Here is an 18,663-nt window from a genome sequence, read left to right on the forward strand (position 1 = left end):
GGTGATGATGACCTGCTGCGGGAGCAGGTTGCCGGCGGTGAAGACCAGCAGCAGGGCGAGGTTGATCCGGAAGTCGAAGCGGCTGACGTAGAAGGTACGGCGAAGGGAACGGTCGACTAAGCGACCAAAAGCAAACTCGATCGAACAAAGCCGATCGGCTGGATGGCAGGAAGAGTGAACGTCATGGAGGGCCGGTGTCAAGGCTCCGAGTCTGGTGAACAGCGCGGGACAGCGTTGTGACAGGGTTTGCTCCCCTCGCCATGGGTCCCGGTCACTGGCATTCCTGAAAGCCGGTCCGACTCGGCACTTCGGCTCCTGACCTGCATAGATGGCACGTGGCTTGACGTCTTGACGTGGTCGTGGCGGCCTCTCCGTACGGTTGCCAAGCGGAATGCGGCTGCGGGAACCCTTGACGTGTGTCCATGTCCGCTGCGTAGATATGACCGCGCGGTCATGCCGCGTGGTCATATGGTTGACGTCGTTCCAGCGGGAACGTGGCCGTAGGGAGACTTCATGGCACCAGAAGTGGGGCGCGCCGCGGGTTCCACCGCGCCGCGCAGTGCGGACGTCGCCCGGGTGGCGGGCGTTTCGCGCAAGACGGTCTCCCGCGTCCTCAACGGTGAACCGTATGTCTCCGACGAGGCCCGCCGACGTGTCCTCGCGGCCACCGAGGAGCTCGGCTATCGGCTGAACCAGGCTGCCAGGACGCTGGCTTCCGGACGCACCCGCTCCATCGGTGTGGTCGCCCTGGGCACCGCGGGCTACGGAACCGCCTCCTTGCTCGTGCACATCGAGCAAGCCGTACGGGACGCCGGCTACGCGCTCCGTGTGATCAACACGCCGGATGGCGCGCCAGAGGACATCGCCGGTGCCGTCGAGTCACTCCTCGAGCAGGGCGTGGACGGTGTCGTCGTCTCCGAACCCATCGTGAAGGGAGAGGTCCCGCTCCGCGTCGACGTGCCGGTCCTCTTCATCGGCGCACCACCGGCTCCTGCCTTCACGGCCAGTCGGACACTGACCGTGGGTGTGGGCGCCCTCGCACTGGCGCGGGCGGCCACCGAACATCTGCTGGACCTGGGGCATGAGACCGTCCATCACCTGGCGGGCCCGCGGCGGTGGTACGCCACCAGGGACCGTATCGAGGGATGGCGGGCAGCGCTGACGGCAAGGGGCGCGCACGAACCGCCTCTGCTGAACGGTGACTGGTCGGCCGCTTCCGGGTACGCGGCAGGTCGCGCACTCGCCTCCGACAGGACGGTGACCGCGGTGTTCGCCGCGGGCGACGAGATGGCCATCGGCCTGATCCACGCCCTGCGGGAAGCCGGGCGGCGCGTTCCGGAGGACATCAGCGTCGTAGGCTTCGACGGCAACCCCGTCTTCGCCTACGTCTCCCCGCCTCTGACCACCGTTCGCCAGCCTTTCGACGCCGCGGCGCGGGAAGGAATCAGGCTTCTCGTGCACGCCATCGAGAAGCCCGACACCGAGCTGCCGCCGGCGGGCGAGCCACCCGTCGAACTCGTGGTCCGCGGCTCGACCGCGCCGCCTCCGTCCCGCCGAGGCCCGACGGCACTTCGCACCACCTGACCACCGGCAAAGCCCTCCCCAGGCGTACATCCGCCCGGGAAACCGTGTCTGTCTTTCACGGGCATCTCACCGCGAGGCTCGGGGCGAGCCGCATGGTGACGGCATCATCCCCCTCTGCCCGACGGACGCGCGCTCATTGGCCTCCGCCGGTCCCGACCCTGTGGGTCCCGGGAACGGCGGGCATCGAAACACTTCCCCTCCCCCGTCATCGGAGCCGCACCATGTCCCCTTCGCAGCCAGGCGCCAGACCCGGCGCCGCTCCACGTTCCCGCCCTCTCACCTTCCTGACGTTGCTGGTGTCCCTGCTCGTCGCCGCGGCGACAGTGGCCCTGCCCGCCGCGGGCCGTGCGGCAGCGGAATCCACTCCGTCGCAGACGCTGTACACCCCACCGTCGAACGCGCCCTCGCCCGGGACGTTCTATCCGCGGGCGATGCGTCTGCAGCACAACGGCTCGGCCAACGGCACCATCCTCGCCACCTTCGAGCAGTACACCAACGACAAGCCCGTCTTCCCGATCTACCGCAGCACCGACAACGGCATCTCCTGGACGAAGATCTCCGAGGTCGCCGACACCCAGAACGGCTGGGGCATGCGCTGGGAGCCCGAGCTGTTCGAACTTCCCCGCGCCATGGGCGGCTTCCCCGCCGGCACGATCCTGGCCGCCGGTGACTCCGTGCCGGCCGACCGGGGCGGGACCAAGATCGACCTGTACGCCAGCACCGACCGCGGGCAGACCTGGACCTTCGTCACCAACATCGCCACCGGCGGCGAGGCGATATCCAGCAACGGGCACACCCCCGTGTGGGAGCCCTACTTCCTGCTCTCCGGCGACCGGCTCATCGTCTACTACTCCGACCAGCGTGACACCGCACACGGCCAGGAGATCGTCCACCAGGTCTCCACGGACCTCCGCAACTGGGGCCCGGTCGTCGACGACGTGTCGATGCCCACCTACGCGGACCGGCCGGGCATGCCGGTGGTGACACGGCTTCCGAACGGCAACTACGTGATGAGCTACGAGTACTGCAACGCCCCCGAGGGCAGGTGCTCCGTCTACTACAAGATCTCCGCCGACCCGGAGGGCTTCGGCTCCGTCACCGGCCGAGTGCTGCGGTCCACCGACGGCGTCATCCCCAGCGGAGCGCCCTTCATCACCTGGCTGCCCACAGGCGGTCCCAACGGCACGCTCGTTCTCAGCGGCGAGAGCCAGGACGACCTGTTCGTCAACACCGAGAACGGAGCCGCGAACGCCTGGAACCGCATGCGCTCCAACGTGGCCGGCGGATACAGCCGGGGCATGCTCCCGCTGCCCGACGGCCACAGCCTGATGGTATTCAGCGGGGGACGCGCGCGCGGCACCGGCGTCAACCCCGTCACGTACAGCACCGTCGACCTGGGCGGCGGCATCTCGAACGGCGCCACTTACACCCTGTCCAACGCGGGCAGCGACCTGAGCCTCACCATCAACGGTGGCTCCACCGCCAACGGCACCAACGCCACCCAGCAGAGCACCACCAACGCCACCGACCAGCAGTGGCGCCTCGCGCGGCAGCCCTCCGGTTACTTCAAGATCTTCAATGTCGCCAGCGGCAAGGTCCTGGGCGTACAGAACCAGTCCAGCGCCGACGGCGCCAAGATCGTGCAGTGGGACGACAACGGCACCCTGGACCACGAATGGGCCGTCGCCCCTCACCCCGCCGGCGGCTACACCGTCACCAACCGCGTCACCGGCAGGTACCTGGAGATCCCGAACGCCTCCACGGTCGCGGGCACGCAGGCCGCCCAGTGGAGCGGCACCGGCTGCGCCTGCCAGCGCTGGAACCTCACCCAGACCGCCCTGCCGCCGCTGGGCACCGGCCAGTACGTCCTCGTCAACAAGAACAGCGGCAAGTACCTCGACATCCCCCAGGCCTCCACCACCGCAGGTACGGCGGCCAACCAGTGGCGCAACTCCGCCTGCGGCTGCCAGCTGTTCACCTTCCAGTCCGCCGGCAACGGAGCCTGGGCCATCAAGAACGTCAACAGCAACCTCAACCTGGACGTCCGCGACTCCTCCAGCACCGCGGGCGCCGCGATCCTTCAGAACACCGCCTCCAGTGCCGACTCCCAGAAGTGGACCCTCACCGACGCGGGTGACGGCTACTTCCGACTCCGGAACGTGAACAGCACCCTCGTCGCCGGCATCGCCCAGTCCTCCACCGCGGACGGCGCACCCGTCATCCAGTGGGGCAGCCTCAACGTCGACGACCAGCTCTGGAAGATCGTCCGCATCAACTGACCTCCGGCTGGGCTCACCGACCAGGTCGGTGAGCCCAGCATCCTGATTGAATCGATTCAACAACTCGGAAGGTGCCCAATGCAGTGCATCCCACGCCGGTCCATCCTGCGCTCCGCCATAGCCGTCGCCCTCGCTCCCACCCTCGGTTCGGCGCTCCTGCCGGGGCTCGCGCCCGAGGCGTCCGCCGCCGTCTCCTGGACCGCGAAATGGATCTGGGCCTCGTCCAGCACAACGAACCAGTGGGTGGCGTTCCGTAGAACCTTCACCCTGGGATCGGCGCCGTCGAAGGCCGTGACACAGATCGCCGCGGACTCGAAGTACTGGCTGTGGATCAACGGCACGCTGGTGGTCTTCGAGGGCGGCCTCAAGCGCGGTCCGAACCGTACGGACACCTACTACGACGAGATCGACCTCGCTCCGTACCTGAGAAGCGGCAGCAACACGGTCGCGCTGCTGGTGTGGCACTTCGGCAAGCAGGGCTTCTCGCACAACAGCAGCGGCAGGGGCGGACTGTTCTTCCAGTCCGACATCCAGACCGGCTCGACGACCACCCGACTGGTCAGCGACACCGGCTGGAAGCACACCGTCCACCCGGGCTACTCGAACAACACCAGCGGCACACAGGTCAACTTCCGGCTTCCCGAGTCCAACATCTTCTACGACGCCCGAGCCGCCGCCGTCGTGTCGGGCTGGCGCTCCCCCGGCTTCAACGACAGCGGCTGGACAGCGCCGACCGAATACGGTGTCGCAGGCGCCGCGCCCTGGAACGCCCTCGTCGAGCGGCCGATCCCGCTGTTCCGCTACTCCGGTCTGAAGTCCTACACCAACGCCGCCTCGCTGCCTTCCACGGGCCAGGGCGCCACCGCGATCTCGGCCGCCCTGCCGTCCAACATCCAGGTGACCCCGTTCCTGAAGGTGGACGCTCCGGCCGGTGCGGTGATCGGCATCCAGACCGATCACTACGACGACGGCGCGGGCCTGACCGGGATCGAGCCCGGGACGCAGTACAACATGCGCGCCACCTACGTCTGCACCGGCGGCGTCCAGGAGTTCGAGCCGCTGGCGTGGATGAGCGGCACCGCCGTGCGGTACACGATTCCCGCGAGCGTGACGATCCTGGAGCTGAAGTACCGCGAGTCGGGCTACGACACCGACTTCGCCGGCTCCTTCGACAGCAGTGACGCCTTCCTGGACACGCTGTGGACCAAGGCCGCCCGCACGATGTACGTCAACATGCGGGACAACTACATGGACTGCCCCACCCGCGAGCGCGCCCAGTGGTGGGGGGACGTGGTCAACCAGCTCAAGGAGGGCTTCTACACCTTCGACAGCAAGTCCCACGCCCTGGGCAAGAAGGCCATCGCCCAGCTGGCGTCGTGGCAGAAGGACAGCGGCGCACTGTACTCGCCGGTCCCGACGACCATCTGGACGGCCGAACTCCCCGTGCAGATGCTCGCCTCGGTGTGGTCGTTCTGGACGTACTACCTCTACACCGGCAACGCCGACGCCGTCACCGTCGCCTACCCGGCGGTGAAGAAGTACCTGAACCTGTGGAGCCTCGACGGCGACGGCCTGGTCAACCACCGCGCCGGGGACTGGGACTGGGAGGACTGGGGATCCAACATCGACGCCCGTGTCCTCGACAACTGCTGGTACTACCTGGCCCTGGACACCGCCGCCCAGCTGGCCGACCTCAGCGGCAACAGCGGTGATGTGGCCGGCTGGCGGTCCAGGCGCGACAGCATCAAGGCCAACTTCGACCGGGTGCTGTGGAACGCCTCCAGGAACGAGTACCGCTCACCCGGCTACACCCGCGACACCGACGACCGCGCCAACGCCCTCGCCGTCGTCGCCGGGCTGGCCCCCGCCTCCCGCCACCGGGCCGTGACCGAGGTGCTGCGCAACCACCTCAACGCCAGCCCCTACATGGAGTTCTACGTCCTGGAAGCGCTGTACCTGATGGGTGCGGCCACGGTCGCCGAGGAGCGGATGCGCAACCGCTTCGCCGCCCAGGTCGCCGACCCGGCCTGCTACACGCTCTGGGAGCTGTGGGACAAGGCCGCCGGCACCGACAACCACGCCTGGAACGGCGGCCCGCTGTACGCGCTGTCCGCCTACGCGGCCGGTGTGCGTCCCACCAAGCCCGGCTGGGAGACGTACGAGGTGGTCCCGCAGACGGGCACGCTCACGAAGATCGACACCGTGGTGCCCACCGTCAAGGGCGACATCCGCTTCGGCATCGATCGCAACGGCACCCAGGTGACGCTCGCCCTCACATCACCGAGCGGCACGACGGCCCGCGTCGGCGTGCCCACCTACGGAGGCTCCCAGCCGGTCATCAAGGCGGGAGGCACCACGGTCTTCACGCAAGGCTCCGCCACCGGCGGCGTCGGCGGCCTGACGTATGCGGGCAAGGACTCCTCGTACGTCTACTTCACGCTCCAGCCGGGCACGTGGACGTTCACCGTCACCGGCGCGGGCCGCCTCGACAATCTTGCCCTGGACAGGCTCGTATCCAGCAACAACAGCCTGGAGAACGGCGACTGGGGCAGGAACCGGCTCACCGACGGCAAGCTCACCGGCGTGACCGGTGCGAAGGGCTACACCAGCAACGAATTCTCTTCCGCCGACGTCAGCGCCAACCCCGTCTGGGTCGAGATCGACCTCGGAGCCGACACCGACCTCGACGCCGTACGCCTCTTCCCCCGCACCGACACCCCCGCCGCCGGGGGCGGTACGGCGGGCTTCCCGGTCGACTTCACGGTCCAGACGCGGGCCGACGGATCCAGCACGTACACCACCGTCCGCACCGTCACCGGGCAGGCGAACCCCAACGGGCTGGTGCAGACGTACGGCTTCAGGACGACCACCGCCCGCCACGTCCGTCTGCAGGCGACCAAGCTCGGTACGCCCGCCTCGGACGAGAGCACCAAGTACCGTCTCCAGCTCGCCGAACTCACCGTCCCCACCGCCGCGACCACCGTCACCGGCAACTACACGCTGGAGAACGGGGACTGGGGCAAGACCCGGGTCCTGGACGGCACCACCACCAGCGTGACCGGGGCGAAGGGGTTCACCAGCATCGACTTCCCCTCCGCCGACGTCAGTGACACACCCGTGTGGATCGAGGTCGACCTCGGCGCCGACCGGGCCATCGGCTCCGTCACCCTCCACCCCCGCAGCGACATCGCCGCGGCCGGCGGTGGCACCGCGGGCTTCCCCGTCGACTTCACGATGCAGACCCGCGCAGACGGCGGCAGCACGTACACCACCGTCCGCACCGTCACCGGCCAGTCCGGCCCGAACGGAGCCGCCCAGACCTACACCCTCACCTCCGCAACCGGGCGCTACCTGCGCCTGAGGACCACCAGGCTCGGTGCACCCGCCTCCGACGAGACCGCCAAGCACCGTCTCCAGCTCGCCGAGATTCGGGTCGTATAGCAGGGATCACCGCGCTCCTGCCGTCCACAGCCCGAGCGTGTCCGAGAACTACACCACCCCACCACCGGAAATGGGTTCTGACATGACAGGTTTCCCTACTCGCCGACAGGTGCTGAGCGGCACGGCTGGAGGACTGTTGGCCTCGTCCATGGGCATGTCGCAGGCCAAGTCCGCCTATGCCGCGGCGTATACGGCGCCGAATCCGCGGATTCGCATCGACCTCAACCAGGGGTGGCGGTTCGTCAGGGCGGACGTCACAGGCGCTGAAAGCCCCGGATTCGATGACTCCGGATGGACACCGGTCAACACGCCCCACACCTGGAACGCCGTCGACGGCGCCGACGGCGGCAACGACTACCACCGCGGAGCGGGCTGGTACCGCCGCCACTACACCGTGCCTTCCGAACTGGCCGGCAAGAGGCTGTACTTGCAGTTCGCCGGGGTGAACCAGGTCGCCGACGTCTGGGTCAACGGCAGGCATCTCGGGCAGCACAAGGGCGGATACTCCCGGTTCCGGTTCGGCGTCACCGGCGTACTCGTCCCGGGCGGGGACAACGTGATCGCGGTGAAGGTGACCAACGCCCGCGACACCGCCATCGCGCCGGTGAACGCGGACTACACCTTCGAAGGCGGCATCTACCGCAATGTGAGCCTGTGGGCCACCGACGTGCTCCATGTGCGGATGGAGGACTACGCGGGCCCCGGCGTCTACCTGCGGCAGAGCGATGTGACCGCGGCGTCGGCCACGGTGACGGTGACAACGAAGCTGTGGAACGACAGCGACACCACCAGATCGGTGGTCGTCCGCAGCGTCATCGCCGACAAGAGCGGGACCGTCGTCGCGCAGGCAGGCAGCACCGCGCAGACCGTCGCCGCGGCCACCGGCGCCGAGATCAGGCAGACCGTCACCCTCGACCGCCCACGCCTGTGGAACGGGATCGCGGATCCGTACCTCTACAACGCGAGCGTTGAAGTCCATGACGTCACCGCGGGCGCGGACAGGATCGCCGATGTGGTGACCGAACGCCTGGGCCTTCGTTCCGTCGCCGTGGACGCCGACACCGGATTCCACCTCAACGGCAGCCACCTCGGCCTGCACGGCGTCAATCTGCACCAGGAGCGGGCGGGCAAGGGCTGGGCGATCACTGACCCCGAACACATACAGGACTTCGATCTCATCCAGGAGCTCGGCGCGAACGCCATCCGGATGGCGCACTACCAGCACGACCAGAAGGACTACGAACTCGCCGACGAACGCGGGCTGGTCGTGTGGGCGGAGATCCCGCTGGTCAACTCCGTCACCGACTCGACCGCCTTCACCGCCAGCACCCAGAACCAACTGCGTGAGCTGATCCGGCAGAACCACAACCACCCGTCGATCGTCTTCTGGGGCATCGGCAACGAGCTCACCGACTACAACGGCACCGCCACGAACACACTGCTCGCGTCACTGGCGGGCATCCTCGAATCCGAGGACCCGGACCGGCTCTCCACCTACGCCGTGCGCAGCGAGGACCCCGACAACGCGCAGGCAGGACTGCACACGCGGGTCACGGGATTCAACAAGTACCTGGGCTGGTACTACGGCTCCAAGGACGGTGAACTCGGGGCATGGGCCGACAACCTGCACACGAACGCGCCGTCCCGCAGGATCGGCATCTCGGAGTACGGCGCCGGCGCCAACACCACCCAGCACGCCCTCAACCCGCCCAGGCCCGAACCGGGCGGTTCCTGGCACCCCGAGGAATACCAGGCACTGTTCCACGAAGCGTATGGGAAGCAGCTCGCCGCCCGTCCGTACATCTGGGGCGCGTTCGTCTGGGCCATGTTCGACTTCGCCTCCGACGGCCGGGGCGAAGGGGGCCGGCCCGGAATCAACGACAAGGGCCTGGTCACCCACGACCGGCAGATCCGCAAGGACGCTTTCTACTGGTACAAGGCCAACTGGGCGAGCACCCCGACCCTGTACATCACCAGCCGTCGCTGGACTGTGAGAACCGATGCCACCACGGAACTGAAGGTCTACTCCAACGCGGACAAGGTCACCGCCACCCTCAACGGCACCTCACTGGGGACCCTGAGCAGTAGCGACCATATCTTCAGGTGGGCCGACGTCACACTGAGGCCGGGGCAGAACACCGTGACAGTCACCGCGACCTTCGACGGCTCCACGTATACCGACACGGTGAACTGGACCCTCGGCTGAGAACCTCGGCCTTCGGCCGCCCGAGCCAGTGAAATCGCTGGGATCCCCGGACCAGGGAACGGCCGCCGGCCATGAGTCCGGTGCACTCATCCAGCGGTCGCCCCCGCCTCCGTCCGCTGCTGCCGGCGCCTACGTTGCAGGATCGGGTCCGGGACGGGTGCGGCCGCCACCAGTCGTCGGGTGTACGCGTGCTGCGGCTGGTCACACACGTCGGTGCTGGGTCCCTCTTCGACGATGCGGCCGTGCTGCAGCACCAGGGTGCGCGCCGCGAACTCCTTGACGACGGCGAGGTCATGAGTGATGAACAGGTATGCGCAACCGAGGGTGTTCTGGAGTTCGGAGAGGAGTTCCAGGGCAGCGGCCTGCGTGGTGACGTCGAGGGCGCTGGTCGGTTCGTCGCAGATGATGATCCTGGGTTGCCTGGCGACCGCGCGGGCGATGGCGATGCGCTGGCGCTGACCTCCACTGAACTGGGCCGGGAACCGGTCGGCCGCGTCCGCGGGCAGGCCGACGCGGAGCAGCAGGTCGGCGATGCGGTCGTGGACCTCCTGGCGTGAGAGGGGTGAACCGGTGAGCAGGGGCTCGGCCAGGGTCCGGCCCACGGGCAGCGCCGGGTTCAGTGATCCGTAGGGGTTCTGGAAGATGGCCTGGAGATCGGAGGAGAGCAGCCGGCGGGCGCGGCCGGTGAGGTGGGTGATGTCCCGCCCGTCCAGCAGCACGCGTCCGGCGCTGACCGGGGTCAGTCCCAGTACCGCCTTGCCGATGGTGGTCTTTCCCGAGCCGGACTCGCCCACGAGCGCGACCGTCTCGGCCTGACCGACCTCGAACGACACGTCCTCGATGACCGTGGTCGGGGCCCTGCGGAAGCCACGGGACGGATAACGGACCGCGAGGCCGTCGAGTTGGAGTGCGGGTGTTCCGGTCACGCGATCCTGCCCTCGGTACGAACGATGCTGGGGGTACTGGCGATGAGTTTTTGTGTGTACGGGTGCCGGGGCCGGTAGAAGATGTCGTCGACCGAGCCTTCCTCCACGATCCGGCCCCGCTCCATGACGATCGCGCGGTCGCAGGTGTCGGCGACGACCCCGAGATCGTGCGTGATCAGGATGATCGCCATGCCGCGCTCGTCGCGCAGCGTGCGGAGCAGGTCGAGGATGCCGGCCTGCACCGTGACGTCCAGTGCCGTGGTGGGCTCGTCGGCGATCAGCACCGAGGCCGGCAGCAGCGCGGCACCGACGCCGGAGAGGACCAGTGGGACGATCATCGCGCGGTGCGCCGTCTCCACGGTGATGCGCGGGACGACGCCCAGCGCGGTGCACACCTCGTCCACCGCCGCCCGGGTCTCGGTGCCCGGCGGTGTCACGATCAGGTCCAGGGCGGCCAGTTCGCGCGAAGTGATGGTGTCGCCCGGCGCGTGCGGGTGGTCCGGCGGCAGCACGACCTGCATCTCCTGCTCCGGCAGATCGATATGGCGCAGGTCGGCCGTGGGCACCGAGGCGTCCACCAGGCCGAGTTCGCACTGCCCGGCCGTGACCATGTGCGCCACGGCCGGGCCCTGCTCGGGATCGACAACACGTACGGAGACCTTCGGATGCACGCGGTGGAAACGGCCGAGCATCCCGGAGAGCGGGTCGACCGAGAGAGTCGTCTGGGAGACGATGTCGAGCCGGCCGCCGCTGAGGCCAAGCACTTCGCGGACCAGCGAACGGGCCGTGGACAGGTCACGCAGGACCTGCCGCGCCGGCTGGACCAGTGCCTCGCCCGCCGCGGTGAGCGCGACACCTTGCGGAAGGCGGTGAAAGAGCTGCCCGCCGAATTCGCGCTCCAGGGTGCGGATCGCGTGGGACAGTGAGGGCTGGGCGACGTGGAGCGCAAGGGCCGCAGCCGTGAAACCGCCGTGCTCGACCACGGCGATGAAATACTCCAGCTGGCGTCGTTCCATCAGATCTCCGCGCGTCCCAGGGCCACCGCACGGACCGGTCGGACGAGCGGCAAGGACAGTATCCTTCCGCGTGGCCCTGCCGGACGCCTCGGCGAACGGAATTCACCGGGTTTCCAGTGGGAGTACCTGGGAACGACGAGTCGACATCCACGAAGCGTTCCTCAAACGCGCGTGCCGCCTCGTCACACACCGACACTCGGCTCACTGTGTTGGCCGTTGTCAGCCATCGACTGCGGCCGGAGCCGTCGGTATCACCGTCACTCCGGCCTCACGCAGGGCCACGCAGGTCGCATCGTCTTCCGATGCGTTGGTGATGACCGCATCCAGGTCCTCGGGGCCGCAGATCTTCACCATGCCGGTTCCAGGGAACTTGCTCTTGTCAGCCAAGAGCACCACCCTGTCGCTGGCGGCGATCATGGCTCGCCTGGCGGGCACCTCGGCCACGGTGGTGTCCATGACCTGACCCCCAGGGCGCAGGCCGCAGGCACCCATGAACAGCCAGTCGGAATGGACTTGGCGGAGGTTGTCCTCGGCCATGAAACCGTCCAGCATGCGTGACTCGCGGATGACCATGCCTCCGAGCAACATCAGGTCGATGTTCTCGTCATCGGTGAGTTCGTCGTACACGGCGAGGTTGTTGGTGATCACGGTGAGCCGGCGGCCCCGGAGCTTGAGCGCCAACCGGTGCACCGTTGTGCCGCTGTCGAGAATGACCGACTGGCCGTCCTCGATCATCGTGGCCGCCTGGGTGGCAATCGCGTCCTTCTCGCCCACCCGAGCCGCTGCGGCCTCGTGGAAGGAGGGCTGATCATCCTCGATGACCGCTCCGCCATGCACCCGGGTGAGCAGCCCGTCCGCCTCCAGCTTGAGGAGGTCACGGCGGATGGTCGCCGCGCTGGCATCAAGCTGCTCGGCGAGGTCGTTGACGGACGTGATGCCGCCCGAGCGCAGGGCTTGCAGGATGAGTTGGTGTCGTCGTTCAGCCAGCACGCAACCGGACACTACACGCTGCCGGCCGGCACAATCCGCCGCTCGCCAAAGGTAGTTGACGACTGCGTGCGCTTCCCCGGCATTGTCGTCCCGGCGCCGGCTGCCCGACCAAATGGTCCGGTCTTCACCGCCATCTACACACTCGACGTATACACCTTGGGTATACATCGCGTGTACAGTCCTCGTCATGTCCATCGGTCACGCACTGCTCGGACTCCTGGAGTCCGGGCCCCGCCACGGTTACGACCTGAAGCGGGCCTTCGACGAAAAGTTCGGTCACGACCGGCCGCTGCACTACGGGCAGGTCTACTCAACGATGTCCCGGCTACTGAAGAACGGGCTCGTCGAAGTCGACGCCGTCGAGTCCGGCGGCGGTCCGGAGCGCAAGCGCTACGCCATCACCGACGCCGGCATCACCGACGTCGCCCGCTGGATCGGCACGCCGGAGAAGCCCGAGCCCTACCTCCAGTCGACGCTCTACACCAAGGTCGTCCTGGCACTGCTCACCCGTCGCGACGCGGTCGACGTCCTGGACACCCAGCGCTCCGAGCACCTGCGCAGCATGCGCATGCTGACCGACCGCAAACACAGGGGTGATCTCGTCGACCAGCTCGTCTGCGACCACGCCCTGTTCCACCTGGAGGCCGATCTGCGCTGGCTGGAACTGACCGCAGCGCGCCTCGACAAGCTCCGAGAGGCGGTGACCGCGTGAACGCTCCCGCGGGATCCCTGTTAACCGCGCACGACCTGCGCAAGGCGTACGGCCCGACGATGGCGCTGGACGGCGCCGAGTTCTCCATTCACCCCGGCGAGGTCGTCGCCGTGATGGGCCCCTCCGGGTCCGGCAAGTCCACACTGCTGCACTGCCTCGCCGGGATCGTCCCACCTGACTCGGGCTCGATCCTCTACGACGGGCAGGAGATGGCAACGATGAGCGATGCCCGGCGCAGCGCGCTGCGCCGCTCGGAGTTCGGGTTCGTGTTCCAGTTCGGGCAGTTGGTGCCGGAGCTGACCTGTGTGGAGAACGTGGCACTGCCGCTGCGGCTGAACGGAACCGCGCGCAAGCAGGCAGAGCGGACCGCTCTGGCCTGGATGGAGCGGCTGGAGGTCGACGACCTGCGCAAGAAGCGGCCCGGCGAGGTCTCCGGCGGTCAGGGGCAGCGGGTGGCAGTGGCGCGCTCGCTGGTGACCGGCCCGAGGGTGGTGTTCGCCGACGAACCGACCGGCGCGCTGGACTCCTTCAACGGCGAACGCGTGATGCAGCTGCTCACCGAGGCCGCCCGGTCGACCAACGCGGCCGTAGTACTGGTGACGCACGAGGCGCGGGTGGCCGCCTACTCCGACCGCGAGATCGTCGTACGGGACGGCAAGTCGCAGGACATGGAGCACGTCGTATGAACCCGCGCCAGTGGAGCAGAGACCTGGGCCAAGGCGTCCGGTTCGCCTTCGCCGGAGGGCGGGAGGGTTGGATCCGGGCCCTGCTGACGGCGGTCGGGGTCGGACTGGGCGTGTCGGTCCTGCTGCTGACGACGGCCGTGCCGAACGCGATCTCGGTACGAGAAGACCGTGAACGATCGCGGGCGGACTGGGCGTTGACCGACGGGCTGCTGCCCAAGGCCGACGACACCCTGCTGATCACGCGGGTCGACACGTCGTTCCGCGGCAGGGAGGTACGCGGCCGGGTGGTGGAGCCGGAAGGGCCGCGCGCCCCGATACCTCCCGGCCTGAGTGGGCTCCCGGCGAAGGGCGCCATGGTGGTCTCGCCCGCGTTGAAGGAACTGCTCGCCTCCGACGGCGGAGCGCTGCTGCGGGAGCGTCTGCCGTACCGCGTCGTCGGGACCATCGGGGAGATCGGACTGGTGGGCTCCCAGGAACTCGCCTACTACACGGGCGGGTCCGGGCTCGCCGCGCACCTCGACGGCGCGACGAACCGCCTGAAGGAGTTCGGAGACTCCAACCCGCCCGACGAGAAGACCGACCCCGTGCTGGCCCTGCTGGTCCTCGTCGTGATCATCGTGCTGCTGCTGCCGGTCGCCGTGTTCATCGCGGCGGCCGTGCGGTTCGGGGGCGAGCGGCGCGACCGCAGGCTCGCGGCCCTGAGACTGATCGGTTCGGACGGCTGGATGACCCGGCGCGCCGCGGCAGGCGAGGCGATGGCGGGCGCGCTGCTCGGCCTGGTCTTCGGCACGGTCTTCTTCCTGATCGGCCGCCAGGTGGCGGGATCGGCGGAGGTGTTGGGCGTGAGCGTATGGCCGAGCTACCTCGACCCCTCCCCCGCGCTGGCCGCCCTGGTCGCCCTGGCGGTGCCAGGGGCCGCCGTCCTGGTGACGCTCTTCGCGCTGCGCGGTGTGGTGATCGAACCGCTCGGCGTGGTGCGTACGGCGAAACCCGCGCGGCGACGGCTGTGGTGGCGGCTGCTGCTGCCAGTGGCCGGCCTCGCCATGCTCTACCCGATGATCGGACAGGGCCGCGGCAGCGGCACCTTCAACAAGTACCTGGTGATGGGCGGCGTCCTGCTGCTCCTCGTCGGGATCACCACGCTGCTGCCGTGGCTCGTGGAAACGGTCGTCGCCCGGCTCGGCTCGGGCGGTGTCGCCTGGCAACTCGCCGTGCGCAGACTGCAGTTGAGCAGCGGCACGGCGGCCCGCACGGTCAACGGCATCGCGGTGGCCGTGGCCGGGGCGATCACGCTCCAGATGCTGTTCGCGGGTGTGGAGAGCGACTACACCAAGACCACCGGACAGGACGTCGCGCAGGCGCAGATGCAGGTCAGTGTGCCGGACGGCGCCCCGGTGGCAGCGACCGCCAAGAAGTTCGCCGACACCGAGGCAGTCCGCAAGGCCACGGCCCTCTGGGAGGGCCAACTGGGCGACACCTCCTGGAAGAGCGAGAACGGCCCGGAGTCGGTCGCCGACCTGACTGTGGGCGACTGCCCGTCCCTGCGCGAGCTGGCGAAGCTGCCCTCGTGCAAGGACGGCGACCTGTTCGTTCTCGTCCGCGACGGGGACGAGAACGAGATGGCCGAACTGAACAAGCCCGGCATGAAGCTGTATCTCGACGCGCCCCACCCCGAACGCGGCACGGAGGCCGTCTGGACCGTCCCCGAGGGCGCCATTCCCGCCCGATCGGTCAAGGACCTGATCGGCTGGGAACGAGGCGGATTCCTGATGACGCCGAGCGCGCTGCCCAAGGCCGCCGAGAAGCTGCTCCGCGGCGAGATCTACCTCTCGATCGACGAGTCGGTGCCCGACGCGTTCGAGTACGCCCGCAACACGGCGTTCCGGGTGGATCCGCTGGCCGACCCGCAGAACTGGTACGCCACCCGGCAGGACGAGACGTTCACCTCGATCCGCACCGGCCTGTTCGTCGGCGCGATCTGCGTCCTGGTGCTGATCGGCGCCAGCCTGCTGGTGTCGCAGCTTGAGCAGTTGCGCGAGCGCCGCAAACTACTGTCCTCGCTGGTCGCCTTCGGTACCCGGCGCCGCACACTGAGCCTGTCGGTGCTGTGGCAGACGGCGATCCCGATCGGGCTGGGCCTGCTGCTGGCCGCGCTGGTGGGGATCACGCTGGGCACGGTGCTGCTGAAGATGACCGAGACACCGGTCAGCGTGGGCTGGGTGAGCGTGGCGACGATGACAGGAGCCGGCGCCGGGGTTGTCCTGGTGGTGACGCTGCTGAGCCTGCCGCCGCTCCTGCGGCTGATGCGGCCGGACGGACTGCGCACGGAGTAACCCCCGCACCTTGACCGAAGGTCCCGCACCGAAGGCCCCTCCCCGTTCTCTTTCCGGGGAGGGGGCTTCGGTGGCTTCCGGGCCGACCGCTCCGAGCTGGTACTCCTTCACCGTCTTGCGGACCCGGGCCAACAGCAGGCCCACATTGACCGACCTGCGGCAGACGGCCACCACCACGATGTCCTGCCGCTCGTCCGCATCCGGCCCGGGCTGCCCGGCTCCATCGACCGCAGGTCGCCGACCTCGTGACCACATGGCCGTGCACCTACTACACAGCCAACTCCTTTGGCGGGCAATATCGTTGTATGTCGAGTCTCAAGGAGATGGCAGGGAAGGACGCCACGGCGGCGGGGCCGGTGGTGGCGCTGGACACAGACGACATCGCGGTGCCGGACCGCTTCGGCTGGTGGAACGACATGGTCGGCCACGAGGTCATGCCTGTGTCGATCCGGAGTCCGCACGCCGACCGTTTCCGGGGCTGGGTAAAGGCCGTAAGCCTGCCGCACGCCCAGGTCGCGGCCTTCGACTTCTCCCCGATGACCGCCCGGCGCTCCCCTGCGCACATCCGCCGTGGAGACCCCGAGGACTACTTCCTGCTCCTTGTCCGAGAGAGCACGGTCCGTCTGGAGCAGGCCCGTGGCGTCGCGTGCCTCGGTCCCGGCGACATGGCCCTGTTCTCCAGTTCGAGGCCGCTGACCTGCGACTTCCTGGACAATGGCGGCCCCGTCCGCCTGACCCTGCTGCGCCTCCCCCTCGCTCTCCTCCCCCTTGCCGGCGGCCGCGCCGACCGCCTGCTGGCCGAGCCGCTGCCCAGTAGGTCCGGCTCCGGGGCCCTGCTGAGCCCGTATCTGACCTCCCTGCCGGAGGCTGCCCGCTCCGCGGGGCCCGACGAGCTTGCCCGGCTCGGTGCCATCGGGGTGGACCTGGCCGCGTCCCTTCTCGCGGCGCGGACCGGCGACCGGCACTCGCTTCCCGCCGAGACGCGCAGAACAGCACTCGTCGCCCGGATCAGCGCCTTTATCGACCACCACCTCGCCGACCCCTTGCTGGACCCGGCGGCCATCGCCGCGCACCACCACATCTCGGTACGCACCCTTCACCATCTCTTCCAGAGCGAGCCGGAGTCCGTCACCGCCACCATCCGGCGCCGCCGCCTGGAGCGTTGCCACGCCGAGCTGAGTGAGCCCCGCCGACAGCACCGCACGATCGGCGAGACCGCCCTGCGCTGGGGCTTCCGCCACCCCGCGGACTTCAGCCGGGCCTTCCGCAGGACGTACGGGGTCTCGCCGAGCGAGGTCCGGGCCACCGTGCGCTGAATGCACAGGAAGTCTGCGCTCTCGGCCAAAGACCTGGCCTCCCGGCGCAGGTGACAGTAAGGCGTGCCCGCCGAATGTCGCGTGCATGGCGATAACGCAATCCGGACGCGAAGCCGTGAGGGCGCCGAGCGTCGGAACGCCGAGCGTCTGAACCGGGGGAGCACATGGAGACATCTGAACTGGCGGCCATGGCCGTCACGGTCATGACCGTGACGGCGACCGGAGCGGCGGGCTCAGTCGGCCAGAGCGCCGGAACTGCGGTCGCCGATGCCCTGCGCGCGCGGCTGGTCTCAACGGAGCGGGGACGGGCGGCCCTGGACACACTGACTCAGGCCCCGGATGATCCTTCCGCACAGGACTCGGCACGGTCCGTGGTCCAGGAGGAGATCGAGGCGGACCCGGAACTGCGGTGTCAGTTGCAATCGCATCTGACCGCACCGGGAACCAGCACCACCGGCAGCCTGCTGATCACCGGCAGCCAGGTGACGCGCAGTTCCATCGCCCTCGGCCCACTGACCATCAACAAGACCCGGGGCGGGCAGACCCTCATCGGCCTGGGAACCGCGCTGCTGCTGGCCCTGGTCGTGCTGGCCGTGTACGGGGGCGTGAACCTGATCCTGGTCGACGACTCCCCCGAGTCATCGCAGGACGACAGTGCCCGTCATGCCGTACGAGCCCTGACCGTCAGTGAGGTCAGGCGGGTGCTTCCGGATCTGACGAGCATGCCATCCGGCTGGGAGCGGGGCAGACCTGTCAGGACGGGGAAGGACGAGGACAACGGGTGCTCGGGGGCCGATGCGAGATTCAACACCGCCTACGGGCGCGACAGTACGGGAACGGTTGTCGGCGACGGCTGAAAAGTGGACCAGTAGCGACGCTTGAAAGTTGACCCCCTCCAAGGGGTCTGGCTCGTTGAGTCAGACCGGGAGGAGTGGTGATCAGCGTGGAGGACTGGGCGGAGATCCGCCGGCTTCACCGGGCCGAACAGATGCCGGTGCGGGCCATCGCGAGGAAGCTGGGGATCTCGAGGAACACCGTCCGCAGGGCCATCGCGGACGACGCTCCGCCGAAGTACCAGTGGGCACCGAAGGGTTCGATCGTGGACGCGGCCGAGCCGCAGATCCGCGAACTGCTCGAGCAATGGCCGGAGATGCCGGCGACGGTGATCGCGGAG

13 protein-coding genes and 1 pseudogene are annotated in these 18,663 nt (G+C 68.6%); 10 read left to right on the plus strand and 4 right to left on the minus strand.

The features are described 5' to 3' along the window. Nucleotides 1-93, minus strand: a pseudogene (locus ACFU95_RS48595) (carbohydrate ABC transporter permease); the annotation flags it as partial. Between the two features lie 420 nt (nucleotides 94-513). On the opposite strand from ACFU95_RS48595, the gene ACFU95_RS48600 reads away from it, so the two are divergent. From ACFU95_RS48600 to ACFU95_RS48615, 4 genes are all read left to right on the plus strand, one after another. Beyond that, nucleotides 514-1,584, plus strand: coding sequence for a LacI family DNA-binding transcriptional regulator (locus ACFU95_RS48600; protein ID WP_383843553.1), 1,071 nt, complete (start codon nucleotides 514-516; stop codon nucleotides 1,582-1,584). A 221-nt stretch (nucleotides 1,585-1,805) separates the two neighbouring features. Next, nucleotides 1,806-3,863: an RICIN domain-containing protein gene (locus ACFU95_RS48605; RefSeq protein ID WP_383843556.1), complete on the plus strand. Its 2,058-nt coding sequence runs from the start codon at nucleotides 1,806-1,808 to the stop codon at nucleotides 3,861-3,863. A 78-nt stretch (nucleotides 3,864-3,941) separates the two neighbouring features. Then, nucleotides 3,942-7,304, plus strand: coding sequence for a discoidin domain-containing protein (locus tag ACFU95_RS48610; protein WP_383843559.1), 3,363 nt, complete (start codon nucleotides 3,942-3,944; stop codon nucleotides 7,302-7,304). An 82-nt stretch (nucleotides 7,305-7,386) separates the two neighbouring features. Beyond that, nucleotides 7,387-9,510, plus strand: coding sequence for a glycoside hydrolase family 2 TIM barrel-domain containing protein (locus ACFU95_RS48615; RefSeq protein WP_383843562.1), 2,124 nt, complete (start codon nucleotides 7,387-7,389; stop codon nucleotides 9,508-9,510). Between the two features lie 86 nt (nucleotides 9,511-9,596). Here the strand turns inward: ACFU95_RS48615 and ACFU95_RS48620 are convergent, their stop codons facing one another. The 3 genes from ACFU95_RS48620 to ACFU95_RS48630 all read right to left on the minus strand — a co-directional run bounded on the left by ACFU95_RS48620 (nucleotide 9,597) and on the right by ACFU95_RS48630 (nucleotide 12,442). Then, nucleotides 9,597-10,436, minus strand: a complete 840-nt coding sequence (locus tag ACFU95_RS48620; protein ID WP_383843565.1) for an ABC transporter ATP-binding protein — start codon at nucleotides 10,434-10,436, stop codon at nucleotides 9,597-9,599. Beyond that, entirely contained in the window at nucleotides 10,433-11,452 is a 1,020-nt protein-coding gene (locus tag ACFU95_RS48625) for a LysR substrate-binding domain-containing protein (protein ID WP_383843568.1), read from the minus strand. The genes ACFU95_RS48620 and ACFU95_RS48625 overlap by 4 nt, the downstream gene beginning before the upstream one ends. Nucleotides 11,453-11,671: 219 nt before the next feature. Then, a complete protein-coding gene (locus tag ACFU95_RS48630; protein WP_383843570.1) occupies nucleotides 11,672-12,442 on the minus strand; it encodes a DeoR/GlpR family DNA-binding transcription regulator in 771 nt (256 codons plus the stop codon). A gap of 187 nt (nucleotides 12,443-12,629) precedes the next feature. On the opposite strand from ACFU95_RS48630, the gene ACFU95_RS48635 reads away from it, so the two are divergent. From ACFU95_RS48635 to ACFU95_RS48660, 6 genes are all read left to right on the plus strand, one after another. After that, nucleotides 12,630-13,154, plus strand: a complete 525-nt coding sequence (locus ACFU95_RS48635; protein WP_383843573.1) for a PadR family transcriptional regulator — start codon at nucleotides 12,630-12,632, stop codon at nucleotides 13,152-13,154. Further along, nucleotides 13,151-13,840, plus strand: coding sequence for an ABC transporter ATP-binding protein (locus ACFU95_RS48640; protein ID WP_383843577.1), 690 nt, complete (start codon nucleotides 13,151-13,153; stop codon nucleotides 13,838-13,840). The genes ACFU95_RS48635 and ACFU95_RS48640 overlap by 4 nt, the downstream gene beginning before the upstream one ends. Then, the gene (locus ACFU95_RS48645; RefSeq protein WP_383843580.1) at nucleotides 13,837-16,173 is read left to right on the plus strand and encodes an FtsX-like permease family protein; all 2,337 of its coding nucleotides are present in this window, start codon (nucleotides 13,837-13,839) and stop codon (nucleotides 16,171-16,173) included. Before ACFU95_RS48640 ends, ACFU95_RS48645 begins: the two co-directional genes overlap by 4 nt. A gap of 305 nt (nucleotides 16,174-16,478) precedes the next feature. Further along, nucleotides 16,479-17,489, plus strand: a complete 1,011-nt coding sequence (locus tag ACFU95_RS48650; protein ID WP_383843583.1) for a helix-turn-helix domain-containing protein — start codon at nucleotides 16,479-16,481, stop codon at nucleotides 17,487-17,489. 164 nt (nucleotides 17,490-17,653) lie between these two features. Continuing rightward, nucleotides 17,654-18,346: a hypothetical protein gene (locus tag ACFU95_RS48655; RefSeq protein ID WP_383843585.1), complete on the plus strand. Its 693-nt coding sequence runs from the start codon at nucleotides 17,654-17,656 to the stop codon at nucleotides 18,344-18,346. A 77-nt stretch (nucleotides 18,347-18,423) separates the two neighbouring features. Further along, a partial coding sequence (locus tag ACFU95_RS48660; RefSeq protein WP_383843587.1) for a helix-turn-helix domain-containing protein occupies nucleotides 18,424-18,663 on the plus strand: 240 nt, incomplete at its 3' end.

The organism is Streptomyces sp. NPDC057623 (assembly GCF_042800355.1).
In the GTDB taxonomy this organism is placed as follows: domain Bacteria; phylum Actinomycetota; class Actinomycetes; order Streptomycetales; family Streptomycetaceae; genus Streptomyces.

Coding starts and splice junctions, on each gene's coding strand:
- ACFU95_RS48600 (WP_383843553.1), top strand. CDS start 514: ATGGCACCAGAAGTGGGGCGCGCCGCGGGTTCCACCGCGCCGCGCAGT.
- ACFU95_RS48605 (WP_383843556.1), top strand. CDS start 1,806: ATGTCCCCTTCGCAGCCAGGCGCCAGACCCGGCGCCGCTCCACGTTCC.
- ACFU95_RS48610 (WP_383843559.1), top strand. CDS start 3,942: ATGCAGTGCATCCCACGCCGGTCCATCCTGCGCTCCGCCATAGCCGTC.
- ACFU95_RS48615 (WP_383843562.1), top strand. CDS start 7,387: ATGACAGGTTTCCCTACTCGCCGACAGGTGCTGAGCGGCACGGCTGGA.
- ACFU95_RS48625 (WP_383843568.1), bottom strand. CDS start 11,452: ATGGAACGACGCCAGCTGGAGTATTTCATCGCCGTGGTCGAGCACGGC.
- ACFU95_RS48635 (WP_383843573.1), top strand. CDS start 12,630: ATGTCCATCGGTCACGCACTGCTCGGACTCCTGGAGTCCGGGCCCCGC.
- ACFU95_RS48645 (WP_383843580.1), top strand. CDS start 13,837: ATGAACCCGCGCCAGTGGAGCAGAGACCTGGGCCAAGGCGTCCGGTTC.
- ACFU95_RS48650 (WP_383843583.1), top strand. CDS start 16,479: ATGTCGAGTCTCAAGGAGATGGCAGGGAAGGACGCCACGGCGGCGGGG.
- ACFU95_RS48655 (WP_383843585.1), top strand. CDS start 17,654: ATGGAGACATCTGAACTGGCGGCCATGGCCGTCACGGTCATGACCGTG.